Genomic DNA, 26,304 nt, shown 5'->3' with positions numbered 1-26,304 from the left:
CGAGCCTAGTGGCAAAACCCGTCAACGCAATCCCCGGCGTTCAGCGCGCCAGCATTGGCCCGAGCGCCGCGCCACCGAACAGGTGGACGTGGAGATGCGGCACTTCCTGCCCGGCATGCGGCCCGGTGTTGGCGAGCAGCCGATAGCCGGGCGCGACCAGCCCGGCCGCGCGCGCCACCTGGCCTACCGCGCGGACGAAGCCGGCGATCTCCGCCTCGCTCCCACGCGCGCTGAAATCGTCCCACGAGACATAGGCGCCGCGCGGGATGACGAGCAGGTGCGTCGGTGCCTGGGGCGCCAGATCGTGGAAGGCGATCGCCCATTCGTCCTCATACACCCGCCGCGACGGGATCTCGCCGCGCAGGATCCGCGCGAAGACGTTCTGGTCGTCATAGGGCAGCGTGGCGTCGATCGGCATGGTCAATCCCCGGTAATGGCCTTCGCGCGGGCGGCCTTCTCGGCGATTCCCGACAGCCCCTCGCGCCGCGTCAGTTCGGCGCGCACGTCGTCGAGCGACAGCCCGGCGTCCGCCAGCAGCACGGCGAGATGGAACATCAGATCGGCGGCCTCGGGGACGATCGCGGCGGGCGAGTCGCCCATCGCCGCGATCACCGTCTCGACCGCCTCCTCGCCCAGCTTCTGCGCGATCTTGGCGCGGCCGCGGGCGAACAGGCTGGCGGTGTAGGAGGTCTTGGCCGGCGCATCGCGGCGCGCGCGGATGGTGGCTTCCAGGCGGTCGAAGCTGTCGTCGCTCATGACGCTCCTGCTGGCGCAAGCGGCGGAGGCGGTCAATCCTTGCGGAAGCGCGCGCGCAGCGCCCGGCGCACCAGCCACACGCCGATCGCCGCGCAGGCGAACAGCGCGAAATCCGAAATCTCGGGCCCGGTGCGGGGATGCGCGACGCCGCTATGCCCCGATTGGACCGCGTCTGCGCGGGCGGCGAGCAGAAGGGCGGGAAGCGCGCGCATGGCCCGGCCGTCAGCCCGTGTGCGTGCCGGCGAGCGGCGTGCGCACCGGCACGCCCGCGGCGGCGAGTGCGGCGTGCGCCTCGCCGATCGACGCTTCGCCGAAATGGAAGATCGACGCGGCGAGCACGGCCGAGGCACCGCCTTCGACGATCCCCGCGACGAGATCGTCCAGGCCGCCCACGCCGCCGCTCGCCACGACGGGCACGCCGGTGCGATCGGCGATCATGCGCGTCAGCGCCAGGTCGTAGCCGCCGCGCGTGCCGTCGCGGTCCATCGAGGTGACGAGCAGCTCGCCCGCGCCCAGTTCGGCCAGCCGGATCGCGTGCGCCACCGCGTCGATCCCGGTGCCGCGCCGCCCGCCATGCGTAAACACCTCCCAGCCTTCGCCCGAGCGGCGCGCATCGATCGAGGCGACGACGCACTGGCTGCCGAACCGCTCGGCCATCTCGCCGACCAGCTCGGGCCGCGCCACCGCGGCGGAATTGACCGCCACCTTGTCAGCGCCCGCCAGCAGAAGTGCGCGCGCATCGTCGATCCCGCCCACTCCGCCGCCGACGGTCAGCGGCATGAAGCACACCGCCGCGGTGCGCCGCACGACGTCAAGGATCGTGCCGCGCGCCTCGTGCGTGGCGGTGATGTCGAGGAAGCACAATTCGTCCGCGCCCGCCGCATCATAGGCGCGCGCCTGTTCGACCGGATCGCCCGCATCGCGCAGCGCCACGAAGTTCACACCCTTCACCACGCGGCCGTTCGCCACGTCGAGACACGGGATCACGCGCGCGCGGACGGTCATGGGCGGTGCTCCGATGAGGGTCCATGCGGAGGCGTGGAGGCGCGGAGGGGGGCGTTGCGCCGCAGGCAGGGTGTTCGCGCGAAGACGCGAAGACGCAAAGAGGGTGGGGGTGCTTCGCGGTCGCTCTTCGCTCCGAACGGGGCGTCCGCTGCCGTAAAAATCGAGGCGGCTGCGCCGCGAAGAACCTCTTCGCGTCTTCGCGTCTTAGCGCGAGAACTCGCCCACAGTGCTACCGGCGCTCCGCGCCTCCGCGCCTCCGCGTGAACGCTCACGCCGCCGCCGCCACGCTCAGCGCCGCCGCCAGGTCGAGGCGGCCGTCGTACAGTGCCCGGCCGGTGATGACGCCCTCCACGCCCCCGTTTCCATCCTTGGCGCGGGCGTGGAGCGCCAGCACGTGGATGTCGCCGATCCCCTTCACGCCGCCGCTCGCGATGACCGGGATCGCCACCGCGCGTGCTAGATCGACCGTCGCCTCGACGTTGCAGCCCTTCAGCATGCCGTCGCGGCCCACATCGGTGAACAGCAGCGCGGCCACGCCCGCATCCTCGAACCGGCGCGCGAGATCGGTGGCGGAGACGGTCGAGACGTCGGCCCAGCCCTTGGTGGCGACCATGCCGTCCTTCGCGTCCACCGCCACGACGATCCCGCCGGGAAAGTCACGTGCAGCGGCGCGGACGAATTCGGGATCCTCCAGAGCCGCAGTGCCGATCACCACGCGCGCCACGCCCAGGTCGAACCAGCGCTCGACGCTGGCCCGGGTGCGGATCCCGCCGCCCAGCTGGACATGGCCGGGAAAGCGTTCGACGATCGCCTTCACCGCCTCGCCGTTGACCGAATTGCCCGCGAACGCGCCGTCGAGATCGACGACGTGCAGATGCTGCGCCCCGGCCCCGGCGAAGAGCATCGCCTGCGCGGCGGGATCGTCGCCATAGACGGTGGCGCGGTCCATATCGCCCTCGGCGAGGCGGACGACCTGGCCTGCCTTCAGGTCGATCGCGGGAAAGACGATGAGGCTCACGGCCGCCACTCCAGAAAGCGTTCGAGCAGGGCCAGGCCGTAGCGCTGGCTCTTCTCGGGATGGAATTGCACGCCCACCATCGTGTCGCGCGCGATCGCGGCGGTGACGGGGCCGGCATGGTCGGTGGTCGCGATCACGTCGGCCCCGTCGAAGGCATAGCTGTGGAGGAAATAGGCCTCGCCCGCCGCGATCAGCGGATGGGACAGTTTGGGTGCTACATCATTCCATCCCATATGTGGCACCTTCGCCAACTTGCGCGCCGGATCGAGCCGCCGCACGGTGCCCGCGATCCAGCCGAGGCCGGCATGAATGCCCATCTCCTCGCCGGTGTCCGCCATCAGCTGCATGCCGACGCAGATGCCCAGGAACGGCGCTGCCTCGCGCCGCACGCGCGTCTCCATCGCCTCGATCATGCCGGGTACGCCGCGCAGCGCCGCCGCACACGCCCCGAACGCGCCGACGCCGGGCAGCACGATCCGGTCGGCCTTCGCGACCACCTCCGGATCGGCGGTCACCGCCACGTCCGCGGCACCGGCGGCGCGCAACGCATTCTCGACCGAATGGAGGTTGCCCGCGCCGTAATCGATCAGCGCAACGCTCCCCGTCACAGCACGCCCTTGGTCGACGGGATCGCGTCCGCCTTGCGCGGATCGATCTCGACCGCGATGCGCAGGGCCCGCGCGAGGCCCTTGTACGCACTCTCGACGATATGGTGGTTGTTCTGCCCGTACAGCGTCTCGACGTGGAGCGTGATCCCGGCGGCCTGCGCGAAGCTGTGGAACCAATGTTCGATCAGCTCGGTGTCGAGATCGCCCAGGCGGTTCATCGTGAACGCGGTCTTCCACACCAGCCAGGGACGGCCCGAAATGTCGAGCGCGACGCGGGTGAGCGTCTCGTCCATCGGCGAGAGCGCGTCGCCATAGCGGCGGATGCCGCGCTTGTCGCCGAGCGCTTTGGCCACCGCCTCGCCGATCGCGATCGCCGAATCCTCGGTGGTGTGGTGCCCGTCGATGTGCAGGTCGCCCGCCACGCTCACGTCGAGATCGATCAGCGAATGGCGCGAAAGCTGTTCGAGCATGTGGTCGAGAAAGCCGATGCCGGTCGCGATTCGGTACGCGCCGGTGCCGTCGAGGTTCACCGTGACGTCGATCCGGGTCTCGGCGGTGGAGCGGTTGATCGTGGCGATGCGCATGGCCGCCGTTCATAACGGCCCTGCCGCACCATGCAATCTTGACCGCCCCCCAAACCCCGCTAGTCCAAGGGGCATGACCGACGGAATGCCCGACAGCCTGATTCCCTATGACGAAATCGTGCAGGAGGCGCTGCGCGCGGTCGTCGGCCGTGTGCTCGGCAGCGTCGCCGAAAGCGGCGGCCTGCCCGGCGAGCATCATTTCTACATCACGTTCAAGACGCAGGCGCCGGGCGTCGACATCCCGCAGCGGCTGATGGAACGGTTCCCCGACGAGATGACGATCGTCCTGCAGAACCGGTACTGGGATCTGCTGGTGGACGATTCGCGCTTCTCGGTGGGCCTGAGCTTCAACCAGGTGCCGTCCAAACTGGTGGTGCCCTATTCGGCGATCACCGGCTTCCACGACCCCGCGGTCAATTTCGAGCTGCGCTTCCAGGCGCAGGAGGGCCCCGACGATGGGCCCGAGCCGCACGACTCGGCCGAGAATGACGGCCCGACGGCGGTGCCCGTCGAGGACGGCTCGAATGTCGTCGCGGTGGATTTCAAGCGGAAGAAATAGTCCGGGGCCGGCGTAAGGTGCCGGACCGCCGGCTTACTCGGGCAGCCAGCGCCGCAGCGCGGCGATCACCGCGTCCGGCTTTTCCCAGGGCACGAAATGCCCGGCGTCCACCTTCGCGACGGTCAGGTCCGGCACATGGTCGGCCAGCCCTTCGAGCTGGCTCGGCAGCAGCGCTGTGTCCTGCATGCCCCAGATCGCGAGCACCGGCATCTGCGTCGGCGGGAAGGGGCCGTCGAGAAAGCCCGGGCGTTCGGGTGTCTCGTCCATGGCGGGGACGATCACCGCGCTCGCGCGATACCAGTTGAGCATGCCGGTCATCGCGCCGGGCTGGCTCCATTCGTCGAGATAGGCAGCCTTGTCCTCGCCCGCGATCGGGCCGGTGATATGCTTGGCGAAGGTGGTGCCGAGGAACCGCTCCAGCCCCGCGCCGACCAGGCCCTGGTCGATGCCGGTGTCGCGGAACGCGCGGATATATTGGCTCGCCCGGCGCTGCGCCGGTTCGTCGAAGATCGTCTTCTGGAAGACGAACGGATGCGGCGCGTTGACGATCGCGAGCCGCGCCACCCGATCCGGATGCTTCAGCGCCGCCATCCAGGCGACCGCGCCGCCCCAATCATGCCCCACGAGCGTGAAACGCGCGATCCCGAAATGATCCGCCAGCGCGAGCAGATCGGCCACGATCCGATCAGCGGCATAGGCGGCGACGCCCTCGGGCTTGGACGAGCGGGCATAGCCGCGCTGATCGGGGGCCAGCACGAAATGGTCGCGCGCGAGATCGGGCATCACGTGCCGCCAGGTGCGATGCGATTCAGGAAAACCGTGGAGCAGGATGATCGGCGGCGCGGCGGGATCGCCGGCCACCGCCACGTCCAGTTCGACTCCGGTGGCAAGTGCTATGCGCTGGAGACCGTCGGCCATGTCTTCCTCTCCCGCCCGCGGCGATCGATATCGCCTGGGGTCGTTCGATCATGAACGTGCCCGATCCCGCCCGCAAGCGGCAGGCGCCGGATCAGGGATAGCTGACCGTCTTGGGCACGGCGGGGATCGGAATCCATTCCTGATCGTCGCCGGGCACCTTGGGGAACGCCCCCGCATTCCAGTCGCAGCGGGCCTGTTCGATCCGGTCACGCCGCGAGGAGACGAAATTCCACCAGACGTGGCGCGGCGTGGTGAAGGCGTCGCCCCCGCACAGCATCGCCCGCCCGCCGCTTGCCGAACGCAACGTGGCGGCGATGCCGGGCCGCAGCACGTACAGCGTCTGCGGGGTGAGCGGCACGCCCTCCAGCGTCGCCTCGCCCATCGCGAGATAGACCGCGCGCTCTTCCGCCGCCGCGTCGATCGGGATCGCGGCACCGGGTTCGAGCAGGAGATCGGCATAGATGGTGCCGGCATGCGTGGTGGTCGGGGCGGTCTGGCCCCAGAGCGATCCCATGATGATCCGCGCCCGCACGCCCTGCGCGTCGATCGTCGGCAGGCGATCGCGCTCGACATGCTCGAAGGCGGGGTCCATTTCCTCGGCCGCCTCGGGCATGGCGAGCCAGGTCTGGATGCCCGACAGCACCGGGCCTTCGGCCCGGGCGTCGCCCGGAGAGCGTTCGGAATGGACGATGCCGTGGCCCGCCGTCATCAGATTGACCGCGCCCGGCTCGATCCGCGCGGCGGTGCCGAGCGAATCGCGGTGATCGATCGCGCCGTCGAACAGATAGGTGACGGTCGACAGGTTGATGTGCGGATGCGGCCGAACGTCGATGCCTTCGCCCACGCCCATCTGCGCCGGGCCCATCTGGTCGAAGAACAGGAACGGCCCCACCATCGTCCGCGCCTTGCTCGGCAAGGTGCGGTGCACCTTGAAGCCGCCCAGATCATGAGTGACGGGCAGGATGGTCTGGAGAATGAAATCGTCAAACATGAGCGTCGTCCCGTGGCGGCGGCTCGGTGGCGTCGAGCAACGCGATCAGGTCCGCGGGGTAGATCACTTCGTCATGCGCCGCGATCTCGTTTCTGGAAAACCAGCGATGCCCGACAAGCAACGTCCGCTCCAGTTCGGTCAAGGCGCCGGGCGCAACGTCGAAATGGTCGATGTCGATCCGGAAATAGCGTTCGTCGGCGGTCACCTCGACCCCCTCGAACGTCCGGAAATCGACGATCCGCCGGGCGACCTCGGGCCCGCAATCCCGGTCGAGGCCCACCTCTTCCCACAATTCGCGCCGGGCCGCGGCGGCATAGCTTTCGCCGGGGTCCACCGCGCCGCCCGGCGTGCACCACAAAGGCGGACGATCGGCCGGCGTGAAGCGGAACAGCAAAGTGCGGCCGCGCGAATCGACCAGCAGGATGCGCGCCGCCGGTCGCGCCGCCCTCACGCGCCATCCAGCTCGGGATAATGGCGGAAGATGCCGTCGTTGGTGAACGCCAGCCGGCGATCGCTCTTCAGATAGGTGCGGATGCCGGGCAATTCGGTCACCTGATCATGGATGCGGATCACGTTGGGATAATCGCCCTCGATCGCCGCCATCCGCTTCGGGAACATATAGCGCAGCCCCTCGACCAGCTGGAACAGCGATGTGTCGACATAGGTCCAGCGGTGATCGATGGTCCAGTCGCCCGGATTGGCGTCGATCGCCTCTTCGAAATAGCCGAGGAATTTGGGCATGCGCTCGGCGCGGAACTGCGTTGCCGCGCGCGCCGCTTCGGGCTTCTGGTCTTCGTAATAGGCCGATGTGGCGACGGGATGGTGGACGCCGTGCACCTCCGCCACGACGTCGGTGATGGTCGATTGCAGTTGCATGAGCCACGCGCGGTCCGCGATGCCAGAGGGTGCGAGGCCATGCCGCTCGCCCAGATAGTTCAGAATATTGGCGACTTGCGCGATGATGAGCCCGTCGAGCTCCATATAGGGCGGCGCGAATGGCCGTCGTCCCTGCCGCGCCGCCATGTCGGCGATCAGGCCCTCCGCGCCGACCGCGCGTGCGGCGTCGTCATAGGCGATCCCCGCCGCTTCCAGCGCCAGACGAACGAACTCGCCCCGCCCCGGTATCGTCGGCCAATACCAGAGCTTGTAGGGCATTATCCTTCTCCGGGAGCGCGGGCCTGGATGGCGAGTGCGTGGATGTTGTTCGCTAACAAATCGGCGAGCGCTTTGTTCACCAGACGCTGCCGCGCGACGCGCGACTGGCCGACGAACGAGGCGGATTCGATCTCGACGCGGAAATGCGTTTCGCCCGTCCCGTCGTCGCCCATATGGCCGGCATGAAGCGCGCTCTCGTTGGTGACGCGGAGGCTGGTGGGATCGAGCAGCCGCGTCAGACGGCTGGTGATTTCGTCGGCGAGCGGCGAGGTGGCGCGTGCGATCATCATCCCCATATACCGGGCTTTTCGGGGTTTGGGGAGCCAGTGGCGCACAGCAAGAACGAACGGCCGGCCCCGCGCTTCCATGGTCGGGTGGAAGGCACCGGGCAGGCGTGCATGCACCCCGAATGCGACGAGGCCGGCGAGTTTCGGGCACCGCCGCTCGAAGGCGCGAGCGATGGCGGGCCGCCCCGGTTCCGCTGGTTCTGCCTCGATCATGTCCGCGCCTTCAACGCCGGATATAATTTCTTCGACGGCATGACCGCGGACGAGATCCACCGCGCCCAGCGGCCGCTTGCCGGCTGGGAACGCGAGACCCGGGCCTTCGCGCATGGCGGTGTCGGCGATGCACCGCCCCGCTGGGCCGAGTTCGCCGATCCGCTGGACGCGATCGGCGGACGGTTCGGCACGCGTGCCAAGGCGCGTACCGATGGCCGCACGCTGTCGGACGGCGAGCGCCGCGCGCTTCGCGTGCTGGGGCTCGATGCCGATATCGACCGCACGGCGCTGCGCAAACGCTATAGCGAGCTGGTGCGCCGCTATCATCCCGATCGCAACGGCGGCGACCGCGGTCACGAGGCCGATCTGCAAAAGGTGATCGCCGCCTATCAGCAGTTGAAGGGCGCGAAGGCCTTCGCATGACCCGCGCCGCTCGCCATCCTCTCGCGACCGCAAGGTTGGCGCAACCGATCGTGGCGCGGTAAGGCGTCGCGATGATCCGCGTCACCGAGCTGAAACTGCCGCTCCATCATGCCGACGAGGCGCTGCCGGCGGCGATCCACAAGCGGCTGCGCATCACCCCGCGCGAGATGATCCGTTTCACGGTGGCGCGGCGCGGCCATGATGCGCGCGATCGGAGCGCCATCACCCTGGTGTATTCGGTCGACGTGGCGGTGAAGAACGAAGCGGCGGTGCTCGCGCGGTTCCGCAAGGACCGCGACGTCCAGCTCACCCCCGACACGCGCTATCGCCCGCCGGCCGGGCCCCCTGCGGGCGAAACCCGGCCGGTCGTGGTTGGGGCGGGGCCATGCGGTCTCTTCGCCGCGCTCGTCCTGGCGCAGATGGGGCACCGGCCGATCATCCTCGACCGCGGCAAGGCGGTGCGCGAGCGGACCAAGGATACCTGGGGCCTGTGGCGCCGCGGCGTGCTCGATCCGGAATCCAACGTGCAGTTCGGCGAGGGCGGCGCGGGCACCTTTTCCGACGGCAAGCTCTACAGCCGCATCAAGGATCCGCGGCACCTCAACCGCAAGGTGCTGACCGAATTCGTGAAGGCGGGGGCGCCGGCCGATATCCTGACCGAGGCGCATCCGCATATCGGCACGTTCCGGCTGGTGACGATGGTCGAAAGCATGCGCGAGACGATCGAGGCGCTGGGCGGCGAATACCGGTTCTCCACGCGGGTCGACGGGCTGGATATCGTCACCGACGGCACGGGCGCGCGGCGCGTGCGCGGCCTGCATCTGCACACCGGCGACTATCTGGCGGCGGACCGCGTCGTGCTGGCCGTCGGGCACAGCGCCCGCGATACCTTCGCGATGCTGCATGCGGCGGGCGTCCATGTCGAGGCCAAGCCCTTTTCGATCGGCGTGCGGATCGAGCATCCGCAATCCTGGATCGATCGCTCCCGCTTCGGCGCGGATGCCGGCAACCCGATCCTGGGCGCGGCCGAATATCATATCTCGCACCATTGTTCGAACGGGCGGACGGTCTACAGCTTCTGCATGTGCCCCGGCGGCACCGTCGTCGCCGCCACATCGGAGGCCGGGCGCGTCGCGACCAACGGCATGAGCCAATATTCGCGCAACGAGCGCAACGCCAATTCGGGGCTGGTCGTCGCGATCGATCCCGCGCGTGATTTTCCCGGCGATCCGCTGGCCGGCATCGCCCTGCAGCGCCATTGGGAGGAGCGCGCCTATGTCGCGGGCGGCTCGAGCTACAAGGCACCGGCGCAGCGGCTGGGCGATTTTCTCGAAGGGCGCGCCTCGACGACGCTCGGCACGGTGGTGCCCTCGTACAAGCCCGGCGTCCAGCCGACCGATCTCGCCTTGTGCCTGCCCGATTTCGCCGTCCACGCCATGCGCGAGGCGCTGCCCGTCTTCGGCCGGCAGATCGCGGGCTACGATCATCCCGACGTGGTGATGACCGGGGTGGAGACGCGCACCTCGTCGCCGATCCGCTTCACCCGCGGCGACGACATGCAGAGCCTCAACACCGCCGGGCTCTTCACCGCTGGCGAAGGTGCCGGCTACGCCGGCGGCATCCTGTCCGCCGCGGTGGACGGGATCAAGGCCGCGGAGGCGGTCGCGCTGAGCATGGCGGGCTGACTCGCGCCGCGCGGTTCGTTACGGAGTCGTCCGCCGCGCGGTGCGTTCGGGCGGCAACACAAGGAGGCGCCCGTGCCGCACGTCAGCGAACCGATCTATTGCGCCGGGCCCGACAGCCCGCATGCGTTCGACATCGTGCCGCTCCAGCCGCGCAACGGCACGCTCGATGCGCGCTGCCCGATCTGCCGCGGCCATGGGCAGTGGAATGTCGAGATCGATCTGGTGAGCTTTCGCTGCCGCCGCGAGGCGTGCGGGCATTGCCTGGGGGCGGGCTGGATCGAGACCGGCGACGATCCGATCGCGTTTCCGGACATCGTCCTGGCGCCCGAGGGCTATCCGAAGTGGATCGTGCGTCACGTCCCCCGGCAGGATATCGAGCCGGGCTGACCCGGTTCTTCGCACCCTTATCGGTTTCCGATCGTTACGCCCCCGGACGTCACCAGCCCGGTGACCATCGATGGAGACGAATGATGAACAGCACCACGCTCGAAGGCCAGGGCCAGAACCTCACCGGCAACGTCAAGGAAGCCGTCGGCAAGGTGACGGGCGACGACAGCCTGCAGGCCAAGGGCACGGCGGATCAGGTGATCGGCGATGCCAAGCAGATGGCGGGTGCGGCGCGCGATGCGATCGGCGATCCCGGCCCGCTGCTCGACAAGGCGCGCGCGTTCGCGAAGGATCGGCCGTGGACGACCGCCGCGCTGGTCGGGACGCTGGGCGTCGCGGTGTTCAACACGCTGCGCGGCAAATAAGCGGGCAGGGGAGCGTCAGGCTCCCCTTGTCTCCCGGGGTGCGTCGCTCTTCTCAGGGCAGAAGAAGCGATGCATCCCCATAGGAATAGAAGCGGTAGCCCGTCTGGATCGCATGCGCATAGGCCGCCTGCATCCGCTCCCGCCCCATCAACGCCGACACCAGCATGAACAGCGTCGAGCGCGGCAGGTGGAAATTGGTCACCAGCCCGTCGATCCCGCGAAAGCGATAGCCGGGCGTGATGAAGATCGCGGTGTCGCCTTCGAACGGGTGGACAATCCCCGCCGCGTCCGATGCACTCTCGATCAACCGGAGCGAGGTGGTGCCGACCGCGATCACCCGCCCGCCTGCCGCGCGCACGGCGTTCAGGCGTTCGGCGGTGGCCGCATCGATCCGGCCCCATTCGGCATGCATGCGATGCTGATCGGTATCCTCCCCCTTTACCGGGAGAAAGGTGCCCGCGCCGACGTGCAGCGTCAGCGTCGCATGACCGATCCCGGCCGCCTCCAGCGAGGCCATCAGCGCCGGCGTGAAATGGAGCGCCGCCGTAGGTGCCGCGACCGCGCCAGGCTCGGCGGCGAACATCGTCTGGTAATCGTCCAGATCGCGTGCGTCGGTCGGGCGCTTGCCGGCGATATAGGGCGGCAGCGGCATGCGGCCGGCGCGCTCCAGGAGCGTCTCGACCGGCTCTTCGCCGGCGAAGTCCAGCGCAAGGCTGCCGTCGTCGTCGCGGTCCGAGGCGATCGCCGTCACGCCTTCGCCGAAATCGATCGTGTCGCCGTCGCGCAGGCGGCGCGCGTTGCGGACGAAGGCGCGCCAGCGGCGTGGCCCTTCGCGCTTGTGGAGCGTTGCACCGACCCGCGCGTCGCCGCGGCGCCCTTCGAGTTGCGCCGGGATCACGCGGGTGTCGTTGAACACGAGCAGGTCGCCCGCGCGCAGCGCGCCGGGCAGATCGGTCACCCGCGCATCGCGCGTCGCCGTGCCGTCCAGTACCAGCATCCGCGCAGAATCGCGCGGCGATGCCGGGCGCAGCGCGATCGATTCGGGCGGCAGGGCGAAATCGAAAAGGCCGACGTCCATCCGGACGGTTACTTCTTCGCCGGCGCCATCTTTTTGGGCGCGAGCTTCGGCGCGGCCACCCCGGCGCTGGCCCCCGTGCCCGGCAGCGTCACCGGCGAGCCGAGCGTCGGTGCGGCGGCCGGCGGCGCGGGCGAATAGGCCGGCGGATTGTCGGCGGCGATATAGGCGTGGACGATCCGGCTGGGGCTCGCGGGCGGCTCGCCCTTTTCGATCGCGTCGACATAGTTCATCCCCGACGTCACGCGGCCGAAGACGGTGTATTTCTTGTCGAGGTTGAGCTTCGGCAGCAGCACGATGAAGAACTGGCTGTTCGCGCTGTTGGGATCGTCGGCGCGCGCGGCCGACACCGCGCCGCGGACATGGGGCAGCGTGTTGAATTCCGCGGCCACGTTCGGCAGCGTCGAGCCGCCGGTGCCGTCGCCCTTGGGATCGCCGCCCTGCGCCATGAAGCCGTCGATCACGCGGTGGAACGTCAGGCCGTCGTAGAAATGCTGGCGGGTGAGCACCTTGATCCGCTCGACCATCTTGGGCGCCATGTCCGGCCGTAGCCGGATGGCGACGCGGCCGCCGGTCGAAAGATCCAGGATCCACTCGTTCTGCGGGTCGATCGCGGGTGCCGCGGCGGGGGCTGGCGTGGTCTGCGCGACGGCGGGGGCGGCAAGCGCGCCGACGGCGAACGCGAACAGGGCGAGGAGACGCATGGGCAGCATACTCGAACGAGGGAAAGCGCGCGACCTAGACCAGATCGGGCATTGCGCCAAACTGAACGTCACGTACCCCGCCGCCCGATCACCGCGACGCGCGCGACCACCTCGTCGCAGACCGCCGGTGGGACGAACCGCCGGATGTCGCCGCCATAGATCGCGATTTCCTTCACCAGCCGGCTGGCGATCGGCTGGAGCGCCACGTCGGCCATCAGGAACACCGTCTCGACGCGCGGATTGATCTGCTGATTCATCCCCGCCATCTGATATTCATATTCGAAATCGGCGACCGCGCGCAGCCCGCGCACGATGATCTTCGCACCCTGCGCCTCGGCGAAATCCATCAGCAGCGAATCGAACGCGACCACCGCGATCTCGCCGTCGACCCCGGCGACTTCGCGCCGGACCGCGGCCAGCCGTTCCTCGACCGAGAACATCGGCGATTTGGACGGATTGGTCGTCACCCCGATCACCAGCCGGTCGACCAGCTTCGCGCCGCGCCGGATGATGTCCATATGGCCCAGCGTCACGGGATCGAACGTCCCCGGATAGACGCCGACCCGCACGCTGGCCGCCCGCATGTTCACCGATCGCGCTCGAAGACGAAATGCGCGATGTCGCGCAACAGATCGGCATCCGCGCCATAGCCGTGAAGATGCTCGACCGCCTGTTCGACCAGCATGGCCGCCTGCGCGCGCGCGCGTTCGGCGCCCATCAGCGTCAGGAACGTCTCCTTCCCCGCGCCGCCGTCCTTGCGCAGCTTCTTGCCGACCGCGGCCTCGTCGCCTTCGGCATCGAGCAGATCGTCGGCGATCTGGAAGGCGAGGCCCAGATCATGCGCATAGCCGCGAAGCCCGGTGCGTGCGTCGGCCGGCACACGGCCGAGGATCGCACCCGCCTCGACCGAGGCGGTGATGAGCGCGCCGGTCTTCATCTGCTGGAGCCGGGTGACGGTCGGCAGGTCGAACCGCGCCTTTTCCGCCTCGATGTCCATCATCTGGCCGCCCGCCATGCCCGAGGGGCCCGCCGCGCGCGCGAGGTCGAACACCAGTTCGGCGCGCACGATCGCATCGGGGTGCGTCGCGGGATGCGCCAGGATCTCGAACGCCAGCGCATGGAGGCAGTCGCCCGCCAGGATCGCGGTCGCCTCGGTGAAGGCCTTGTGCACCGTGGGCTTGCCGCGGCGCATGTCGTCATCGTCCATCGCGGGCAGATCGTCATGGATCAGCGAATAGACATGGACCGATTCGATCGCGGTTGCGGCCCGCGAGGCATGCGCCCGGTCCACGTCGAACAGCGCGGCGGTCGCGAACACGAGCAGCGGCCGCAGCCGCTTGCCGCCGCCGATCGCGGCGTGGCGCATCGCGCGGTACAGCTCGCGGCGCGGATCGTCGGGAAGCGCCAGGAACAGATCGAACTGGCGGTCGATCTCGGTGGACACATCGGCAAGCGCCGCGGCAAGGGCGGGGGTGGGCATCTGGTCGCGTCAGCCGGCCGCGAACGCGCGGGTGCCGGCCGCCTTGCCCTCGGCATCGACGCGGATCGCCTCGATCCGCGCCTGCGCGGCATCGAGCCGCTCGGCGCAGCGGACGCGGAGCCGATCGCCGCGCTCATAGAGCCGGATCGACTCGTCGAGCGTCGCGTCGCCGCTTTCCAGCCGCGATACGATCCGCTCGAGTTCCTTCAGCGCATCCTCGAACGAGAGGTCTTCGATCGGCGTTTCCATGCCCGCGCTATGGCGCAGGCGCTCGGCGGGGGTCAAGGCGGCCAGCGGCATCATAAGCGAACGCGGGCGCACGCCCGAACGTGCGCCAAACTCAATCGACCGGGGCGCTGCGGGCGACGGCGAGCAGATGTTCGATCCGGGCGATTCCCGAATCGCTGAGCTGGAACGGCTCAGCGGGGCCGGCGGCACGATCGAGCAGACCATGCGTGGTCAACGCGGTCACCCAGCGGGCGACCAGAATCGGTGACGCTCCCAGATCGATCGCGAGTTGCTCCGGCGTGGTCGAGCGGCCCTCCATTTCCGCGACATAGGTGCGCAGCAGAACGCCCATCGGATGATCGGCGAACAGCTCGGCCCCGAGGACCTCCTTGCGCAGCTTGCTGAGCGCCTCGATCTTGCGTGCCGTTCGCCACAGCTGATCCGGCCTCGGCGTCGCGGCGGCGACGGCACGCCACTTCACGGTCGCGACCAGCCGGTCGACCCCCGGACCATTGCCCAGGCGGGACACCGAAATCTCGGCCGGCACGGCGCTGCCGTCGCGGCGCAGATAGCGTTTGCGGATCGTGATCGGTGCAGCGCCGCTGGGAAGCGCGTCGATCTGGCGGATATTGGCCGGAAGATCGTCGGGATGGGTGATCTGCAGATAGCTCATTCCGATGAGCTCGATCTCGGTACGCTGGAGCAGATCGCAAACATTCGCATCCGCGGCCAGGATGACGCCGTTTCCGTCCCCGACCGAATGGCCGGACCGCACCACATCTTGAGATACCATGCTGTTATACTAGGACATTTGGTAGTTTGTGCAACATGGGCGATTCCTGGATCAGGCAGCCGCCCGCCGGGCACGACGGGCGCGGTCGCGGCCGGCGGACTTGGCCTCGAACAGCGCACGATCGGCCTCGCGGTAGAGCGTGTTCCAATCGGCTTCCCGCGTGATCGGGCCGTTGCACGTGCCGATGCTCGCGGTCACGCGCAGATCGAACGGCATGCGTTCGGTTCGCAGCGCCGCCAATATGTCGGACGCCGCGATCCCCGCTGTGGCATCGACGATGATCGCGAATTCCTCGCCGCCAATCCGCGCCACCAGTGCGTCGGCCGGAACCGCGGTGCGCAGCGCGCGTGCCACGATCCGCAACACCTCGTCGCCGCCGTCATGGCCGATCGTCTCGTTCACGGCCTTGAAGTGATCGAGATCGGCGATCAGCAGCATCTGCTCGCCTTTGCGCTCGATCGCGCGGGCCAAGAAGGCGCGGCGGTTGAGCAGGCCGGTCAGCGGATCGATGTCCGCCAGTATCCGGGCAGCACTTTCCTGTTCGCGGGCCTCGTCGCGCTCGAGGCTGAGCAGCTTGATCCGATAGGCGATCGCCATGCTGGAGAGCAGCGCTTCCAGCATCATGGCAACGACCGTCGAATTGTCGATCCAGAAACTCCAGGGGAGGAGCTTCAGTGCTTCGGCGATCCGCAGGACGGTGAAGGCGACCGGCACCCCCCAGGCGAGCGCGAACATCACGAGATAGCGGCTCCGCATCCGCCAGGCGCGCCAGAGGATCGCGGGCACAAGCGCGATCAAGCCGCAGAAGCCGAGCGTGTTCAGCCGATCCACCATGGTGGCGTGCCAAGGTAGGGTGGCGGCCATCAACACCGAGGTGAACCCGATCGCGACCATCACCGCAGTGCTGGCCGTGCGGATCGGTCCTTCGAACACCCGACGCTCGAAGAAGGTGCGCGCGAACAGCAGCATCCAGACCGCCGACGCGCCGAGCAGCACGATGTTCAGCCGCATCCGGTCATTATTGGCGAGCCCCGGGAACAGCAGCCCGAGGATCGCCGAGGAACTGAGCGCATAGCCCAGCAGGCACAGCACAAGCGCGCAATAGACCGGCTGGAACCGCTGACGCAGTGCGCGCCACAAGGCGAGATTGTAGACGATCAGTGCGATGGCCAGCCCGATGAAGCTGCCGTAAAATCCCGCCAGAAAGACCTGCTGCTTCTCCTGCGAACGATGATCGTAGAGTTCGGGGCCGATGACGATGCCCCGCGTATTGGCCGCGCCCTCGATGTGCCACAGCAGGCGCACCGGCGGCACCGGCGGCACCGCGGCGCCCGGCAGCGTGAGAGGCGTGGTGAATAGCGCACCGACCAGCAGATGGTCGCCGATCCTCGCGCTCGAGAAGCCCGTGCGGCGCAGCGCGCCATCGGCATAGAGGACGTATAGCGTCGTGCGGTTCTGCCACACGCTGCCCGACTCGACGTCCAGCCCAAGTCCGGACGACGCGATCGCCGGCAGCCGTTCCGAAACGACCCAGAAATCGCCGGCACCGAAGCGGCTTTGCGGCGTGCGGCAGTCGAAACGGCCGGGCGTGCGCAGCAGGTCGACGGCGTTCAGCCCCGGCGCATCGCGCAGGACGCAGGTCGCAATCGGCCGACGGACCGCAGCCGATACGGCGGTCGCGGCGAGCAGCGCGCATAGCAGCATGGCCGCAGCGACCGCCGTCCTGATGCATCGCCCGAAGGTCATCGGTCGCCCTTATACCGAACGCCCCGAACATTCGGTAAATAGCGGCGGCATGGAAAAACCCGGCTGCGGCGGTGGCGCAGCCGGGTCGATGGATTTGCAGGGCCTTCGAGGCGGCCGGTGGTTATTCCGCCTCGACGGTGACGGCCTTGCCACCCTTCTTCTTGGGCTTTTTCGGTGCCGCCGGCTCGATCGCGAACGACAGTGCGCCGTCCTTCATCCTCACCGTCACCTCGCCGCCATGGACGAGCTTGCCGAACAGCAGCTCCTCGGCGAGCGGCTGCTTGATCTTCTCCTGGATCAAGCGGCCCATCGGGCGGGCGCCGTAGAGTTTGTCATAGCCCTTTTCGGTCAGCCAGGCCTTGGACGCGTCGTCGAGCTGGATGTGGACGGCACGATCCGCCAGCTGGAGCTCGAGCTGGAGGATGAACTTGTCGACCACCCGCGCCACCACTTCGGGCGGAAGATAGCCGAACGGCACCACCGCATCGAGACGGTTGCGGAATTCGGGCGTGAACATCTTCTGCACCGCCTGCTCGTCCTCGCCCTCGCGGGTCAACTGGCCGAAGCCCACCGTCTCGCGGGCCATGTCGGATGCGCCCGCGTTGGTCGTCATGATGAGGATGACGTTACGGAAATCGACCGTCTTGCCGTGCTGGTCGGTCAGGCGGCCGTTATCCATCACCTGGAGCAGGATGTTGAACAGGTCCGGATGCGCCTTCTCGATCTCGTCGAGCAGGAGGACGCAGTGCGGGTTCTGGTCGACCGCATCGGTCAGCAAGCCGCCCTGATCGAAGCCGACATAGCCCGGGGGCGCACCGATCAGCCGGCTGACCGAATGCCGCTCCATATATTCACTCATGTCGAAGCGCTGGAGCGGGATCCCCAGGATCGAGGCGAGCTGCTTGGCGACTTCGGTCTTGCCGACGCCGGTCGGGCCGGTGAACAGATAGTTGCCGATCGGCTTTTCCGGCTCGCGCAGACCCGCCCGCGCCAGCTTGATCGCCGACGACAGCTTCTCGATCGCCGAATTCTGCCCGAACACCACGCGCTTCAGATCGGTCTCCAGGCTGGCGAGCGCCACCTTGTCGTCCGACGAAACCGATTTCGGTGGAATGCGCGCCATCGTGGCGATCACCTGTTCGATCTCCTTGGTGGTGATCGTCTTCTTGCGCTTGGCGAGCGGAACCAGCATCTGCATCGCGCCCACCTCGTCGATCACGTCGATCGCCTTGTCGGGCAGCTTACGGTCGTTGATGTAGCGCGCCGACAGCTCGACCGCGGACTTGATCGCATCGGGCGTGTATTTGACCGAATGATGCGCCTCGAACGCGCTGCGCAATCCGGCCAGGATCTTGATCGTATCCTCGATCGTCGGCTCGTTCACGTCGATCTTCTGGAACCGGCGCAGCAGGGCGCGGTCCTTTTCGAAATGGTTCCGGAATTCCTTGTAGGTGGTCGAGCCGATGCAGCGGATCGTTCCGCCCGAGAGTGCGGGCTTCAGCAGGTTGGAGGCGTCCATCGCCCCGCCCGACGTCGCGCCCGCGCCGATCACCGTGTGGATCTCGTCGATGAACAGCACTGCATGCGGCAGCTTCTCGAGTTCGTTGACGACCGCCTTCAGCCGCTCCTCGAAATCGCCGCGATAGCGCGTACCGGCGAGCAGCGCGCCCATGTCGAGCGAATAGATCACCGCTTCCAACAACACGTCGGGCACCTCGCCCTCGACGATCTTGCGCGCGAGCCCTTCCGCGATCGCGGTCTTGCCCACGCCCGGATCGCCCACATAGAGCGGGTTGTTCTTCGAGCGGCGGCACAGGATCTGGATGGTGCGATCCACCTCGGGCCCGCGGCCGATCAGCGGATCCACCTTGCCGATCTTCGCCTTCTCGTTGAGATCGACGGTGAATTGCTTCAGCGCGCTTTCCGTCTTGCCCTTCTCCTGTCCCTTGGCGGGTTTCTCCTCCTCGGCACCCTTGGGGCTGGAGGCTTCGGTCGCGGCACCGCCCTTGCCGACGCCGTGGCTGATGAAGCTGACGGCATCGAGGCGGCTCATGTCCTGCTGCTGCAGGAAATAGACGGCATAGGATTCGCGCTCGCTGAACAGCGCGACCAGCACGTTGGCGCCCGTCACCTCGTCGCGGCCCGACGACTGGACGTGCAGGATCGCGCGCTGCACCACCCGCTGGAAGCCCGATGTGGGCGCCGGGTCGGTCGCGGCATCGACCTTCAGCGCGTCGAGCTCGGTATCGAGATAATGGGCGACGGTGGTCTTGAGCTCGCCGAGATCGGCCTTGCAGGCGAGCATCACCTTGGAGGCGTGTTCGTCGTCGATCAGCGCGAGCAGCAGATGCTCCAGCGTGGCATATTCGTGGCGTCGCGAGGACGCGGCCTTCAGCGCATTGTGGAGGGTGGTTTCCAGCGCGGGGGCAAAGGATGGCATCAGTCTACTCCGATCGGGCCGCGAAGACGCCGGCCCTTTGCAACCATGTCGGGATTGCGCGCGGCCTCATCAAGCACTTGAACCGCGCGACCATCGTCCCTGGCGCCGCCGTGGGCGTGGTACCGGGGCGGGGCCGTGCTGTTCCTCACCGGAATAGCGCGTCGGCGCTTGCACGATGGTTAACGGCGTGTTCGATCTTTCGCCGAACCCGCGCGATCTCGCCCTCCAGCGCGGCGATCCGCGCCTCCAGCTCGGCGAGGGACAGCGGATCCAGATCCTGCCGCACCAGCGCGGCCAGCGCGTCGTTCGACCGGGTAGGGGCGTCGTCCGATTCCATGACCGCCATACGTTGACCCCGGCGCAGCCCCTGTCAATAACGCGCATCTTCCGAGGCGAATGGGGCCAGGCCGATGGACGTTATTCCCGAAACGATGCTGGCGATCGATCCGGAGGCACCGGGCGGCGCCGAAGTGCTGGTGCCCGCCACGCGCCCGGTGCCGCGGCCAGGCGCGGGCGAGGTGCTCGTCCGCGTGGCGGCGGCGGGGATCAACCGGCCCGAGGTGTTGCAGCGCCGCGGCCTGTATCCGCCGCCGCCGGGTGCGCCGACGATCCTCGGCCTCGAACTCTCCGGCACCGTCGTCGCGGTGGGCGAGGGCGTCGACGCGGTGGCGCTCGGCCAGCCGGTCTGCGCGCTGGTCGGCGGCGGCGCCTATGCCGAATATGCGGTGGCGCCCTGGGGCCAGTGCCTGCCGGTGCCCGAGGCGCTGTCGATGGTGGAGGCTGCCGCCATGCCGGAGACGCTGTTCACGGTGTGGACCAATTTGTTCGAGCGCGCCTATGCGACCGAGGGCGACACGGTGCTGGTGCATGGCGGTACCAGCGGGATCGGGACGATGGCGATCGCGCTGTGCAACGCCTTCGGTATCGCCATCGTCGTGACGTGCGGATCGTCCGACAAATGCGCTGCCGTCCTCGCGCTCGGCGCCACCCACGCGATCGATTACAAGGCGGAGGATTTCGTCGCGCGGGTCAAGGCGATCACCGAAGGCAAGGGCGTGGCGGCGGTCCTCGACATGGTCGGCGGCGATTACGTGCCGCGCAATCTCGAATGCCTGGCGGACGATGGCCGCCACGTCTCGATCGCGGTGCAGGCCGGCGCGAGCGCCACCGTGCCGCTGTTCGAGATCATGCGCCGGCGCCTCACCCTCACCGGCTCGACGCTCCGCGCGCGCGACGCCGGGTTCAAGGCGTTGGTGGCGGACGAACTGGCGCGCACCGTCTGGCCGCATGTCGAGGCGGGGCGGATCAGGCCCGCGATCGATCGCACCTTCGCGATGGCCGATGCGGCCGACGCGCACCGCCGGATGGAGGCGGGCGATCATGTCGGCAAGATCGTGCTGACGATGGAGTAAGCCCTTCGTGCGTCATTCCCGCGAAGGCGGGGATGACGCTGCCCCTTGGAGATCGGCGATGCGCGAAGGCTGGGCGTACATGATGTCGGATCGCTATCCGGGCACGATCTATATCGGCGTGACGGCCCACATGGTGGGCGGGCGTTTCAGCACGGCACGCGAACCGGCTCGGAATTTTTGCCGCCGCTATGATCTGACGCGGCTCGTCTCCGCCAAACGGGCGGAGCGCATCACCGACGCGATCATGCGGGAAAAGGCGATGAAGAAGTGGCGGCGTGCATGGAAGATCGCGTTGATCGAGAAAGCCAATCCCGAATGGCGCGACCTGTTTGCCGTCATCAACGGCGGAGCCGAAGAAGCGGGATCCCCGATTTCGCGGGGATGACGGTGGGGGCTGCCCGGATGGCGGCGCGCGCGGCAATAACGGCTGTCGTCACCGCCTCCATCACCCCGCTTGCCCTTCCACCCCCTACGCACTAAGTCCGGTGCCATGCACGGCCGCTCCGAGAGGGGCGGCCCTTTCTGTTTTTAGGGAGTTTCGCCCGTGGCCCAGCCGCTCATGCCCCATGCGACCGCCTCCTGGATGGTCGACAATACCGCGCTCAGCTTCGAGCAGATCGCCGAATTCTGCGGGCTGCACATTCTCGAGGTGCAGGCGATCGCCGACGATACCGCGGCGACCAAGCTGACCGGCCGCGATCCGATCCGCGCGCACGAGGTGACGCAGGAGGAGATCGACAAGGGCTCGGCCGATCCGAACTATCGCCTGAAGATGCTGAAGGGCCCCGAGCAGGTCCGCCGCACCAAGGGGCCGCGCTACACGCCCGTCTCCAAGCGGCAGGACAAGCCGGACGGCATCGCGTGGATCATCCGCAACCATCCCGAGATCACCGACGGCGCGATCGGCCTGCTGATCGGCACGACGCGCACGACGATCGCCGCGATCCGCGATCGCAGCCACTGGAACATTGCCAACATCACCCCCAAGGATCCGGTGACGCTGGGCCTGACGACGCAGCGCGAGCTCGACGCCGCGGTGGCGAAGGCGGCGAAGGCGGCGGGCATCGAGGCGCCGACCGACACGCGGCTCGAGGGCGACCGCGAGGCGCTGATCGAGCAGCTCCGCGCCGAGCGCACCCAGGCCGCTGCGGACGCGCAATTCGTGGCCGAGGGCGGGGTGTTGCCGGTGAAGACGGTGTTCGAGGATCCGTTCAAGCGCTATTGATCGCCGCGCGCGCCCCGCACGGTGCGACGGATGGTTGGCCCGGTCCACGATCGGGCCTAGCCTGCTGCGAACGATGATTCGCAGGAGAGCCGCATGTGCGACGAACATACCGTCCAGGATAATGCCACGGCGCTGGGTGACGTGTCCCGCCGCACCTTCGCGGCGATGACGGGCGCGGCGGGGCTGGCGATGCTGCTGCCCGTGCCCGCCGATGCGAAGCCGGTGGCGGGGCGCGACGTGAGGATCGCCACGCCCGACGGCGCCGCCGACGCCTATTTCGTCTCGCCCGCCGGCGGCCGTCATCCCGGCGTGCTGATCTGGCCCGACATCATGGGCCTCCGCCCCGCGTTCCGGCAGATGGCGGACCGGCTCGCGCAATCGGGCTATGCCGTGCTGGTGGTCAACCAGTTCTACCGGTCGACCAAAGCGCCGTTCCTCGCGCCCGGCGGATCCTACGACCAGCCCGAGGTGCGCGCGAAGATCATGCCGTTCGTGCAGGCGCTGAGCCCCGGGGGCACGGTGCGCGACGCGATCGCCTTCACTGGCTTTCTCGATAAACAGCCGGAGGTGGATACGCGGCGCGGGCTGGCGACCACCGGCTATTGCATGGGCGGCCCGATGGTGGTGCGCACCGCCGCGGCGATTCCCGGCCGGATCCGCGCGGGCGCGACGTTCCATGGCGGCGGCCTCGTCACCGACAAGCCGGACAGCCCGCACCGGCTGATCCCGCAGACCAGGGCCGCCTATCTGATCGCGATCGCCGCCAATGACGACGCCCGCGCGCCGACCGACAAGGACGTGCTGCGCACCGCCTTCGCCGATGCCGGGCGGCCCGCCGAGGTCGAGGTCTATGCCGGCACGATGCACGGCTGGTGCCCGCCTGACAGCCATGTGTACGATGCGGCGCAGGCCGATCGGGCCTGGGGCCGGATGCTGGCGCTGTTCGACCGGGCGCTGGTCTGATGCTCACGCTCTACACCAACCCGATGTCGCGCGGTCGGATCGCGCGCTGGATGCTCGAGGAGGTCGGCGCGCCGTACGATGTGGTGATGCTCGGCTATGCCGACAGCATGAAGGCGCCCGATTATCTCGCGATCAACCCGATGGGCAAGGTGCCCGCCATCGTCCATGACGGCAAGGTGGTGACCGAGGGCGCCGCGATCTGCGTCTATCTGGCCGAGACCTTTCCCGAGGCGGGCCTGGCGCCCACCGCCGACGAGCGCGCGGATTATTATCGTTGGCTGTTTTTCGCCGCGGGTCCGATCGAGGCGGCGGTGACGAACCGGTCGCTCGGGGTCGTGCCGACCGAGCAGCAGCAGCGGATGGCGGGTTACGGCACGTATGATCGGATGGTCGGCGTGTTCGAGCAGGCGGTGAGCGCGCGCGATTACATCGCCGGCGCGCGTTTCACCGCGGCCGACGTCTATGTGGGGGCGCAGGCGATCTGGGGGATGCAGTTCGGCAGCTTGCCAAAGCGCGAGGCGCTGGTCGCCTATGCCGATCGGCTGACGGCGCGGCCGGCTTATGCGCGAGCCGCGGCGATGGACGATGCCTTGATGCCGGCGGCGGTCTGATCGCCGTCCGGCCTGGCCGCCAATCCCGCGGGTGCGGGGCGAGCGGCGGGGCGGATCACGCCGCCCATTGCGCCAGCCAGTCCGCCAGCGCCTGGGGCGACAGCGAACGCGCATCGGCGAGCGCGGTTTCGTGGCCGGCATTGACCAGCCGGTTGGTACGCGGATCGACGATCAGCACCGCGGGCACGCCCTTCAGCCGGCCGGTGATGCCGTAGGCGGCGGGCACCTGGCCGTTCTTGTCGAACCGGCCGATATCCACCGTGACCACCTCATAATGTTTCGCCACGAACGCGCGCAGCTCGGGCAACTCCATCGTGCCCGCCAGCAGCCGGCAGTCGAGGCACCAATTGCCGCCGAGATCGATCAGCAGGCGCTTGTGCCCCCGCAGCGCGCGCGCCTTGGCGGCGGCGACGCCGGCATCGGCGTTCGCGCCCTCGTTATACGGCAACGGGAGCGGCTTGCTCAGCTGCTCGAAATTCTGAGCGGCGACATGCGGAGCGGCCACGGTGCGCGCGTCCGCCGCGGAAACGGCAAGCGCGGCGGCGGCGAGGCCGAGGGTCAGGGCGCGGATCATCGGGATTCTCCTGGAAAGGTCGGGGCCGTCGCGATCATTCACCAGCCCGTGTCGCCGATGGCAAGATCAACCGCCTATCACGGCACGCAGGAATTCTGGGATGGGGCCGTTCCAACCCTCGTCCGGACCATCGTCGCGGGTGTCGTTGCGGTTCGTGCGGCGCGCCGGATCCTTGCGCGGCTTTTCGACGCGTGGCTCCGCCTGGGTGGGGCGATCGCTGCGCGAAGGACGCGCGGCGCGGGCGCGCTCGGCGTGTGGCTCGGGTGCTGGCGCGGCCTCGGCCTGGAATGCCTCGGTCTGCGGTGCCTCGCTCTCGCGAAGGGGGCGGCTGCGTTCGCGGCGGGGGGCGCGGACTTCCTCGGCCGGGGCCGCGGCGTCGGCGGTCTTCGGCGTTTCGAGCCGCTGGATCGTCTGGCCGGTCAGCTTCTCGATATTCTGGATGTTCTCGGCATCCTCGGGCGTGACGAAGGTATAGGCGGTGCCGGTGGCGCCCGCGCGGCCGGTGCGGCCGATGCGGTGGACATAATCGTCCGGATGCCACGGCGCGTCATAGTTGAAGACGGTGCTCACGCCCTTGATGTCCAGCCCGCGCGCGGCGACGTCGGAGGCGACGAGCACGTTCACGGCCCCGGTCTTGAACAATTCCAGTTCGGCGAGCCGCTCGCGCTGTTCCATGTCGCCATGGATCTCGCCCGATTTCAGGCCGGCCTGTTTCAGCACCTTGTTCAGCTCGCGCACCGTCGTCTTGCGGTTGCAGAAGATGATCGCGTTGGTCACCTCCTCCTGCGCCAGGATGCGGCGCAGCGTCTCGCGCTTGGCGGATTGCGAGGCGACGGGGACGAGATACTGGGTGATGTTGGTGTTGGTGGAGGCAGGGCGCGCCACCTCGATCCGCTTCGGATTGTCGAGGAACTTGTCGGCCAGCTTCTTGATCGGTGCCGGCATCGTCGCCGAAAACAGCAAGGTCTGGCGCTGCTTGGGCAGCTTGGTGCAGATCTCCTCGATATCGGGGATGAACCCCATGTCGAGCATCCGGTCCGCCTCGTCGATCACCAGAAGCGAGCAGCCGTTGAGCAGGATCTTGCCACGCCCGAACAGGTCCATCAGCCGCCCGGGCGTCGCGATCAGCACGTCGACGCCCTTTTCTAGCGCGGCGAGCTGGTCGCCCATCGACACGCCGCCGATCAGCAGCGCCATCGAAAGCTTGTGGTTCTTGCCGTATTTCTCGAAATTCTCGGCCACCTGCGCGGCGAGTTCCCGCGTCGGCTCGAGGATCAGGCTGCGCGGCATCCGTGCGCGGCTGCGGCCATGCGCCAGAATGTCGATCATCGGCAGCACGAAGCTCGCGGTCTTGCCGGTGCCCGTCTGCGCGATGCCGATGATGTCCTTCATCATCAGCACCGGCGGGATCGCGGCCGCCTGGATCGGCGTCGGCTCCGTATAGCCGGAATCGTTCACCGCCTTCAGCAGTTCGTCGGAAAGGCCGAGATCGGCAAAGGTCATGCAAGCATCCGAGGCAATGGGCCGGGAAGGCCACGCGGCAGGAGCACATGCGCATCCGCCAACCGCCGTCGGCTCGCGGATTTGGGGCGAAATGTCAAGGAAAGAGGACGGGGATGCCGCTCAGCGCTTCGCTTTCAGCAGCTTGAAGCTGTCGATTCCGCAGCTTGCGCCCGATCGCACGCGGATGCTGTCACGATCGGCGCACACCTGCCCGTCGATACCGGGCTTGATGTAGAAGCCGGGATAGTAATCGAGCGGCCGGCAATCGCGGTCGAGCTTCGCGCGCATCCGGCGGCCGTCGTCGAGCATGATGTCCACGATCCCCGGCCCCGAGATCATCGCGCCCGCGAAATGGCCGGGTATCAGGCATTTCGGCCCCTTCTTCTCCTTCCAGGCGGCGAGTGGGACGGGGGTGTAGGGCGCCCCCGCATCGACGCGCGGCACCCGGATGATGATCCGTTCGTGGATGGTCATCTGCTGGATGCGGAGGCCGGGCTGGGGCGGCGGCTGCGGCATGCGCGAATCCGCGGCCGTGGTGGCGGCGAGCAGCGCAAGCAAAGAGGGAATCGCGGACTGCGGCATGTCGATACCCGCTG

General features: G+C 68.3%; 34 protein-coding genes. 10 read left to right on the top strand and 24 right to left on the bottom strand.

Annotated features, from left to right (window positions below; all coding sequences use genetic code 11):
* Positions 1-40 precede the first annotated feature (40 nt).
* From L8H00_RS14790 to hisB, 7 genes are all read right to left on the bottom strand, one after another.
* On the bottom strand, positions 41-418 hold the full coding sequence (locus L8H00_RS14790) for a histidine triad nucleotide-binding protein (RefSeq protein WP_242098070.1): 378 nt from the start codon (positions 416-418) through the stop codon (positions 41-43).
* A 2-nt stretch (positions 419-420) separates the two neighbouring features.
* The gene (locus L8H00_RS14785; RefSeq protein WP_242098069.1) at positions 421-756 is read right to left on the bottom strand and encodes a phosphoribosyl-ATP diphosphatase; all 336 of its coding nucleotides are present in this window, start codon (positions 754-756) and stop codon (positions 421-423) included.
* A 32-nt stretch (positions 757-788) separates the two neighbouring features.
* Positions 789-968, bottom strand: coding sequence for a hypothetical protein (locus L8H00_RS14780; protein ID WP_242098068.1), 180 nt, complete (start codon positions 966-968; stop codon positions 789-791).
* Positions 969-978: 10 nt separating this feature from the next.
* A complete protein-coding gene (hisF, locus tag L8H00_RS14775; RefSeq protein ID WP_242098067.1) occupies positions 979-1,761 on the bottom strand; it encodes an imidazole glycerol phosphate synthase subunit HisF in 783 nt (260 codons plus the stop codon).
* Positions 1,762-2,029: 268 nt separating this feature from the next.
* Positions 2,030-2,779, bottom strand: a complete 750-nt coding sequence (hisA, locus tag L8H00_RS14770) for a 1-(5-phosphoribosyl)-5-[(5-phosphoribosylamino)methylideneamino]imidazole-4-carboxamide isomerase (RefSeq protein ID WP_242098066.1) — start codon at positions 2,777-2,779, stop codon at positions 2,030-2,032.
* The gene (gene hisH / locus L8H00_RS14765) at positions 2,776-3,387 is read right to left on the bottom strand and encodes an imidazole glycerol phosphate synthase subunit HisH (protein WP_242098065.1); all 612 of its coding nucleotides are present in this window, start codon (positions 3,385-3,387) and stop codon (positions 2,776-2,778) included. Before hisH ends, hisA begins: the two co-directional genes overlap by 4 nt.
* Positions 3,384-3,971, bottom strand: a complete 588-nt coding sequence (hisB, locus tag L8H00_RS14760) for an imidazoleglycerol-phosphate dehydratase HisB (RefSeq protein ID WP_242098064.1) — start codon at positions 3,969-3,971, stop codon at positions 3,384-3,386. The genes hisH and hisB overlap by 4 nt, the downstream gene beginning before the upstream one ends.
* Positions 3,972-4,044: 73 nt before the next feature.
* Between hisB and L8H00_RS14755 the strand changes: the two genes are divergently transcribed.
* Positions 4,045-4,530 carry a ClpXP protease specificity-enhancing factor SspB gene (locus L8H00_RS14755; protein ID WP_242098063.1) on the top strand — a complete coding sequence of 162 codons (486 nt, stop codon included), beginning with the start codon at positions 4,045-4,047 and terminating at the stop codon, positions 4,528-4,530.
* Between the two features lie 33 nt (positions 4,531-4,563).
* Here L8H00_RS14755 and L8H00_RS14750 read toward each other — a convergent pair whose 3' ends face one another.
* The 5 genes from L8H00_RS14750 to L8H00_RS14730 all read right to left on the bottom strand — a co-directional run bounded on the left by L8H00_RS14750 (position 4,564) and on the right by L8H00_RS14730 (position 7,881).
* A complete protein-coding gene (locus L8H00_RS14750; protein ID WP_242098062.1) occupies positions 4,564-5,448 on the bottom strand; it encodes an alpha/beta hydrolase in 885 nt (294 codons plus the stop codon).
* A gap of 91 nt (positions 5,449-5,539) precedes the next feature.
* Complete coding sequence (locus L8H00_RS14745) at positions 5,540-6,439, bottom strand: pirin family protein (RefSeq protein ID WP_242098061.1); 900 nt, start codon at positions 6,437-6,439, stop codon at positions 5,540-5,542.
* Complete coding sequence (locus L8H00_RS14740) at positions 6,432-6,890, bottom strand: NUDIX domain-containing protein (RefSeq protein ID WP_347340743.1); 459 nt, start codon at positions 6,888-6,890, stop codon at positions 6,432-6,434. Before L8H00_RS14740 ends, L8H00_RS14745 begins: the two co-directional genes overlap by 8 nt.
* A complete protein-coding gene (locus L8H00_RS14735) occupies positions 6,887-7,594 on the bottom strand; it encodes a glutathione S-transferase (protein ID WP_242098060.1) in 708 nt (235 codons plus the stop codon). The genes L8H00_RS14740 and L8H00_RS14735 overlap by 4 nt, the downstream gene beginning before the upstream one ends.
* Positions 7,594-7,881 (bottom strand): BolA family protein, encoded by a 288-nt coding sequence (locus L8H00_RS14730; RefSeq protein WP_242098105.1) that lies wholly within the window; start codon positions 7,879-7,881, stop codon positions 7,594-7,596. The genes L8H00_RS14735 and L8H00_RS14730 overlap by 1 nt, the downstream gene beginning before the upstream one ends.
* A gap of 111 nt (positions 7,882-7,992) precedes the next feature.
* Here L8H00_RS14730 and L8H00_RS14725 point away from each other — a divergent pair, with 111 nt between their 5' ends.
* The 4 genes from L8H00_RS14725 to L8H00_RS14710 all read left to right on the top strand — a co-directional run bounded on the left by L8H00_RS14725 (position 7,993) and on the right by L8H00_RS14710 (position 10,954).
* Positions 7,993-8,517, top strand: coding sequence for a J domain-containing protein (locus tag L8H00_RS14725; protein WP_242098104.1), 525 nt, complete (start codon positions 7,993-7,995; stop codon positions 8,515-8,517).
* Between the two features lie 71 nt (positions 8,518-8,588).
* A complete protein-coding gene (locus tag L8H00_RS14720; RefSeq protein ID WP_242098059.1) occupies positions 8,589-10,202 on the top strand; it encodes an FAD-dependent protein in 1,614 nt (537 codons plus the stop codon).
* A 72-nt stretch (positions 10,203-10,274) separates the two neighbouring features.
* Positions 10,275-10,589 (top strand): hypothetical protein, encoded by a 315-nt coding sequence (locus L8H00_RS14715; protein WP_242098058.1) that lies wholly within the window; start codon positions 10,275-10,277, stop codon positions 10,587-10,589.
* Positions 10,590-10,672: 83 nt separating this feature from the next.
* A complete protein-coding gene (locus tag L8H00_RS14710; RefSeq protein ID WP_242098057.1) occupies positions 10,673-10,954 on the top strand; it encodes a CsbD family protein in 282 nt (93 codons plus the stop codon).
* A gap of 52 nt (positions 10,955-11,006) precedes the next feature.
* Here L8H00_RS14710 and queA read toward each other — a convergent pair whose 3' ends face one another.
* The 9 genes from queA to L8H00_RS14665 form a co-directional block, all read right to left on the bottom strand.
* Entirely contained in the window at positions 11,007-12,032 is a 1,026-nt protein-coding gene (queA, locus tag L8H00_RS14705) for a tRNA preQ1(34) S-adenosylmethionine ribosyltransferase-isomerase QueA (RefSeq protein WP_242098056.1), read from the bottom strand.
* Positions 12,033-12,040: 8 nt separating this feature from the next.
* Complete coding sequence (locus L8H00_RS14700; RefSeq protein WP_242098055.1) at positions 12,041-12,733, bottom strand: peptidylprolyl isomerase; 693 nt, start codon at positions 12,731-12,733, stop codon at positions 12,041-12,043.
* A gap of 68 nt (positions 12,734-12,801) precedes the next feature.
* The gene (coaD, locus tag L8H00_RS14695; RefSeq protein ID WP_242098054.1) at positions 12,802-13,317 is read right to left on the bottom strand and encodes a pantetheine-phosphate adenylyltransferase; all 516 of its coding nucleotides are present in this window, start codon (positions 13,315-13,317) and stop codon (positions 12,802-12,804) included.
* A 2-nt stretch (positions 13,318-13,319) separates the two neighbouring features.
* A complete protein-coding gene (locus L8H00_RS14690) occupies positions 13,320-14,213 on the bottom strand; it encodes a polyprenyl synthetase family protein (protein WP_242098053.1) in 894 nt (297 codons plus the stop codon).
* Positions 14,214-14,222: 9 nt separating this feature from the next.
* Positions 14,223-14,462, bottom strand: a complete 240-nt coding sequence (locus L8H00_RS14685) for an exodeoxyribonuclease VII small subunit (RefSeq protein WP_242098103.1) — start codon at positions 14,460-14,462, stop codon at positions 14,223-14,225.
* Between the two features lie 91 nt (positions 14,463-14,553).
* Positions 14,554-15,234 carry a PAS domain-containing protein gene (locus L8H00_RS14680; RefSeq protein ID WP_242098052.1) on the bottom strand — a complete coding sequence of 227 codons (681 nt, stop codon included), beginning with the start codon at positions 15,232-15,234 and terminating at the stop codon, positions 14,554-14,556.
* Positions 15,235-15,285: 51 nt separating this feature from the next.
* Positions 15,286-16,980: a diguanylate cyclase gene (locus L8H00_RS14675; RefSeq protein ID WP_242098051.1), complete on the bottom strand. Its 1,695-nt coding sequence runs from the start codon at positions 16,978-16,980 to the stop codon at positions 15,286-15,288.
* 121 nt (positions 16,981-17,101) lie between these two features.
* On the bottom strand, positions 17,102-19,420 hold the full coding sequence (gene clpA / locus L8H00_RS14670; protein ID WP_242098050.1) for an ATP-dependent Clp protease ATP-binding subunit ClpA: 2,319 nt from the start codon (positions 19,418-19,420) through the stop codon (positions 17,102-17,104).
* Positions 19,421-19,565: 145 nt separating this feature from the next.
* The gene (locus L8H00_RS14665) at positions 19,566-19,757 is read right to left on the bottom strand and encodes a DUF1192 domain-containing protein (protein WP_242098049.1); all 192 of its coding nucleotides are present in this window, start codon (positions 19,755-19,757) and stop codon (positions 19,566-19,568) included.
* Positions 19,758-19,830: 73 nt separating this feature from the next.
* Between L8H00_RS14665 and L8H00_RS14660 the strand changes: the two genes are divergently transcribed.
* The 5 genes from L8H00_RS14660 (at position 19,831) to L8H00_RS14640 (ending at position 23,631) form a co-directional block, all read left to right on the top strand.
* A complete protein-coding gene (locus L8H00_RS14660) occupies positions 19,831-20,832 on the top strand; it encodes an NAD(P)H-quinone oxidoreductase (protein ID WP_242098048.1) in 1,002 nt (333 codons plus the stop codon).
* A 58-nt stretch (positions 20,833-20,890) separates the two neighbouring features.
* Complete coding sequence (locus L8H00_RS14655) at positions 20,891-21,217, top strand: GIY-YIG nuclease family protein (RefSeq protein ID WP_242098047.1); 327 nt, start codon at positions 20,891-20,893, stop codon at positions 21,215-21,217.
* A 159-nt stretch (positions 21,218-21,376) separates the two neighbouring features.
* Positions 21,377-22,057 carry a DUF1013 domain-containing protein gene (locus tag L8H00_RS14650; RefSeq protein ID WP_242098046.1) on the top strand — a complete coding sequence of 227 codons (681 nt, stop codon included), beginning with the start codon at positions 21,377-21,379 and terminating at the stop codon, positions 22,055-22,057.
* Between the two features lie 93 nt (positions 22,058-22,150).
* Complete coding sequence (locus tag L8H00_RS14645) at positions 22,151-23,020, top strand: dienelactone hydrolase family protein (RefSeq protein ID WP_242098045.1); 870 nt, start codon at positions 22,151-22,153, stop codon at positions 23,018-23,020.
* A complete protein-coding gene (locus L8H00_RS14640; RefSeq protein WP_242098044.1) occupies positions 23,020-23,631 on the top strand; it encodes a glutathione S-transferase family protein in 612 nt (203 codons plus the stop codon). Before L8H00_RS14645 ends, L8H00_RS14640 begins: the two co-directional genes overlap by 1 nt.
* Positions 23,632-23,686: 55 nt before the next feature.
* Here L8H00_RS14640 and L8H00_RS14635 read toward each other — a convergent pair whose 3' ends face one another.
* From L8H00_RS14635 to L8H00_RS14625, 3 genes are all read right to left on the bottom strand, one after another.
* Entirely contained in the window at positions 23,687-24,205 is a 519-nt protein-coding gene (locus L8H00_RS14635) for a thioredoxin family protein (RefSeq protein WP_242098043.1), read from the bottom strand.
* Positions 24,206-24,271: 66 nt separating this feature from the next.
* On the bottom strand, positions 24,272-25,708 hold the full coding sequence (locus tag L8H00_RS14630) for a DEAD/DEAH box helicase (protein ID WP_242098042.1): 1,437 nt from the start codon (positions 25,706-25,708) through the stop codon (positions 24,272-24,274).
* Between the two features lie 120 nt (positions 25,709-25,828).
* Entirely contained in the window at positions 25,829-26,290 is a 462-nt protein-coding gene (locus tag L8H00_RS14625) for a hypothetical protein (RefSeq protein ID WP_242098041.1), read from the bottom strand.
* Positions 26,291-26,304: the final 14 nt, after the last annotated feature.

The organism is Sphingomonas sp. CROZ-RG-20F-R02-07 (genome assembly GCF_022662335.1).
Classification (GTDB): Bacteria; Pseudomonadota; Alphaproteobacteria; order Sphingomonadales; family Sphingomonadaceae; genus Sphingomonas.
This window is presented reverse-complemented; position numbering and strand designations above follow the sequence as displayed.

Coding starts and splice junctions, on each gene's coding strand:
- L8H00_RS14790 (WP_242098070.1), bottom strand. CDS start 418: ATGCCGATCGACGCCACGCTGCCCTATGACGACCAGAACGTCTTCGCG.
- L8H00_RS14785 (WP_242098069.1), bottom strand. CDS start 756: ATGAGCGACGACAGCTTCGACCGCCTGGAAGCCACCATCCGCGCGCGC.
- L8H00_RS14780 (WP_242098068.1), bottom strand. CDS start 968: ATGCGCGCGCTTCCCGCCCTTCTGCTCGCCGCCCGCGCAGACGCGGTC.
- hisF (WP_242098067.1), bottom strand. CDS start 1,761: ATGACCGTCCGCGCGCGCGTGATCCCGTGTCTCGACGTGGCGAACGGC.
- hisB (WP_242098064.1), bottom strand. CDS start 3,971: ATGCGCATCGCCACGATCAACCGCTCCACCGCCGAGACCCGGATCGAC.
- L8H00_RS14755 (WP_242098063.1), top strand. CDS start 4,045: ATGACCGACGGAATGCCCGACAGCCTGATTCCCTATGACGAAATCGTG.
- L8H00_RS14750 (WP_242098062.1), bottom strand. CDS start 5,448: ATGGCCGACGGTCTCCAGCGCATAGCACTTGCCACCGGAGTCGAACTG.
- L8H00_RS14745 (WP_242098061.1), bottom strand. CDS start 6,439: ATGTTTGACGATTTCATTCTCCAGACCATCCTGCCCGTCACTCATGAT.
- L8H00_RS14735 (WP_242098060.1), bottom strand. CDS start 7,594: ATGCCCTACAAGCTCTGGTATTGGCCGACGATACCGGGGCGGGGCGAG.
- L8H00_RS14730 (WP_242098105.1), bottom strand. CDS start 7,881: ATGATCGCACGCGCCACCTCGCCGCTCGCCGACGAAATCACCAGCCGT.
- L8H00_RS14725 (WP_242098104.1), top strand. CDS start 7,993: ATGCACCCCGAATGCGACGAGGCCGGCGAGTTTCGGGCACCGCCGCTC.
- L8H00_RS14720 (WP_242098059.1), top strand. CDS start 8,589: ATGATCCGCGTCACCGAGCTGAAACTGCCGCTCCATCATGCCGACGAG.
- L8H00_RS14710 (WP_242098057.1), top strand. CDS start 10,673: ATGAACAGCACCACGCTCGAAGGCCAGGGCCAGAACCTCACCGGCAAC.
- queA (WP_242098056.1), bottom strand. CDS start 12,032: ATGGACGTCGGCCTTTTCGATTTCGCCCTGCCGCCCGAATCGATCGCG.
- L8H00_RS14700 (WP_242098055.1), bottom strand. CDS start 12,733: ATGCGTCTCCTCGCCCTGTTCGCGTTCGCCGTCGGCGCGCTTGCCGCC.
- coaD (WP_242098054.1), bottom strand. CDS start 13,317: ATGCGGGCGGCCAGCGTGCGGGTCGGCGTCTATCCGGGGACGTTCGAT.
- L8H00_RS14690 (WP_242098053.1), bottom strand. CDS start 14,213: ATGCCCACCCCCGCCCTTGCCGCGGCGCTTGCCGATGTGTCCACCGAG.
- L8H00_RS14685 (WP_242098103.1), bottom strand. CDS start 14,462: ATGGAAACGCCGATCGAAGACCTCTCGTTCGAGGATGCGCTGAAGGAA.
- L8H00_RS14680 (WP_242098052.1), bottom strand. CDS start 15,234: ATGGTATCTCAAGATGTGGTGCGGTCCGGCCATTCGGTCGGGGACGGA.
- L8H00_RS14675 (WP_242098051.1), bottom strand. CDS start 16,980: ATGACCTTCGGGCGATGCATCAGGACGGCGGTCGCTGCGGCCATGCTG.
- clpA (WP_242098050.1), bottom strand. CDS start 19,420: ATGCCATCCTTTGCCCCCGCGCTGGAAACCACCCTCCACAATGCGCTG.
- L8H00_RS14665 (WP_242098049.1), bottom strand. CDS start 19,757: ATGGAATCGGACGACGCCCCTACCCGGTCGAACGACGCGCTGGCCGCG.
- L8H00_RS14660 (WP_242098048.1), top strand. CDS start 19,831: ATGGACGTTATTCCCGAAACGATGCTGGCGATCGATCCGGAGGCACCG.
- L8H00_RS14655 (WP_242098047.1), top strand. CDS start 20,891: ATGCGCGAAGGCTGGGCGTACATGATGTCGGATCGCTATCCGGGCACG.
- L8H00_RS14645 (WP_242098045.1), top strand. CDS start 22,151: ATGTGCGACGAACATACCGTCCAGGATAATGCCACGGCGCTGGGTGAC.
- L8H00_RS14640 (WP_242098044.1), top strand. CDS start 23,020: ATGCTCACGCTCTACACCAACCCGATGTCGCGCGGTCGGATCGCGCGC.
- L8H00_RS14635 (WP_242098043.1), bottom strand. CDS start 24,205: ATGATCCGCGCCCTGACCCTCGGCCTCGCCGCCGCCGCGCTTGCCGTT.
- L8H00_RS14630 (WP_242098042.1), bottom strand. CDS start 25,708: ATGACCTTTGCCGATCTCGGCCTTTCCGACGAACTGCTGAAGGCGGTG.
- L8H00_RS14625 (WP_242098041.1), bottom strand. CDS start 26,290: ATGCCGCAGTCCGCGATTCCCTCTTTGCTTGCGCTGCTCGCCGCCACC.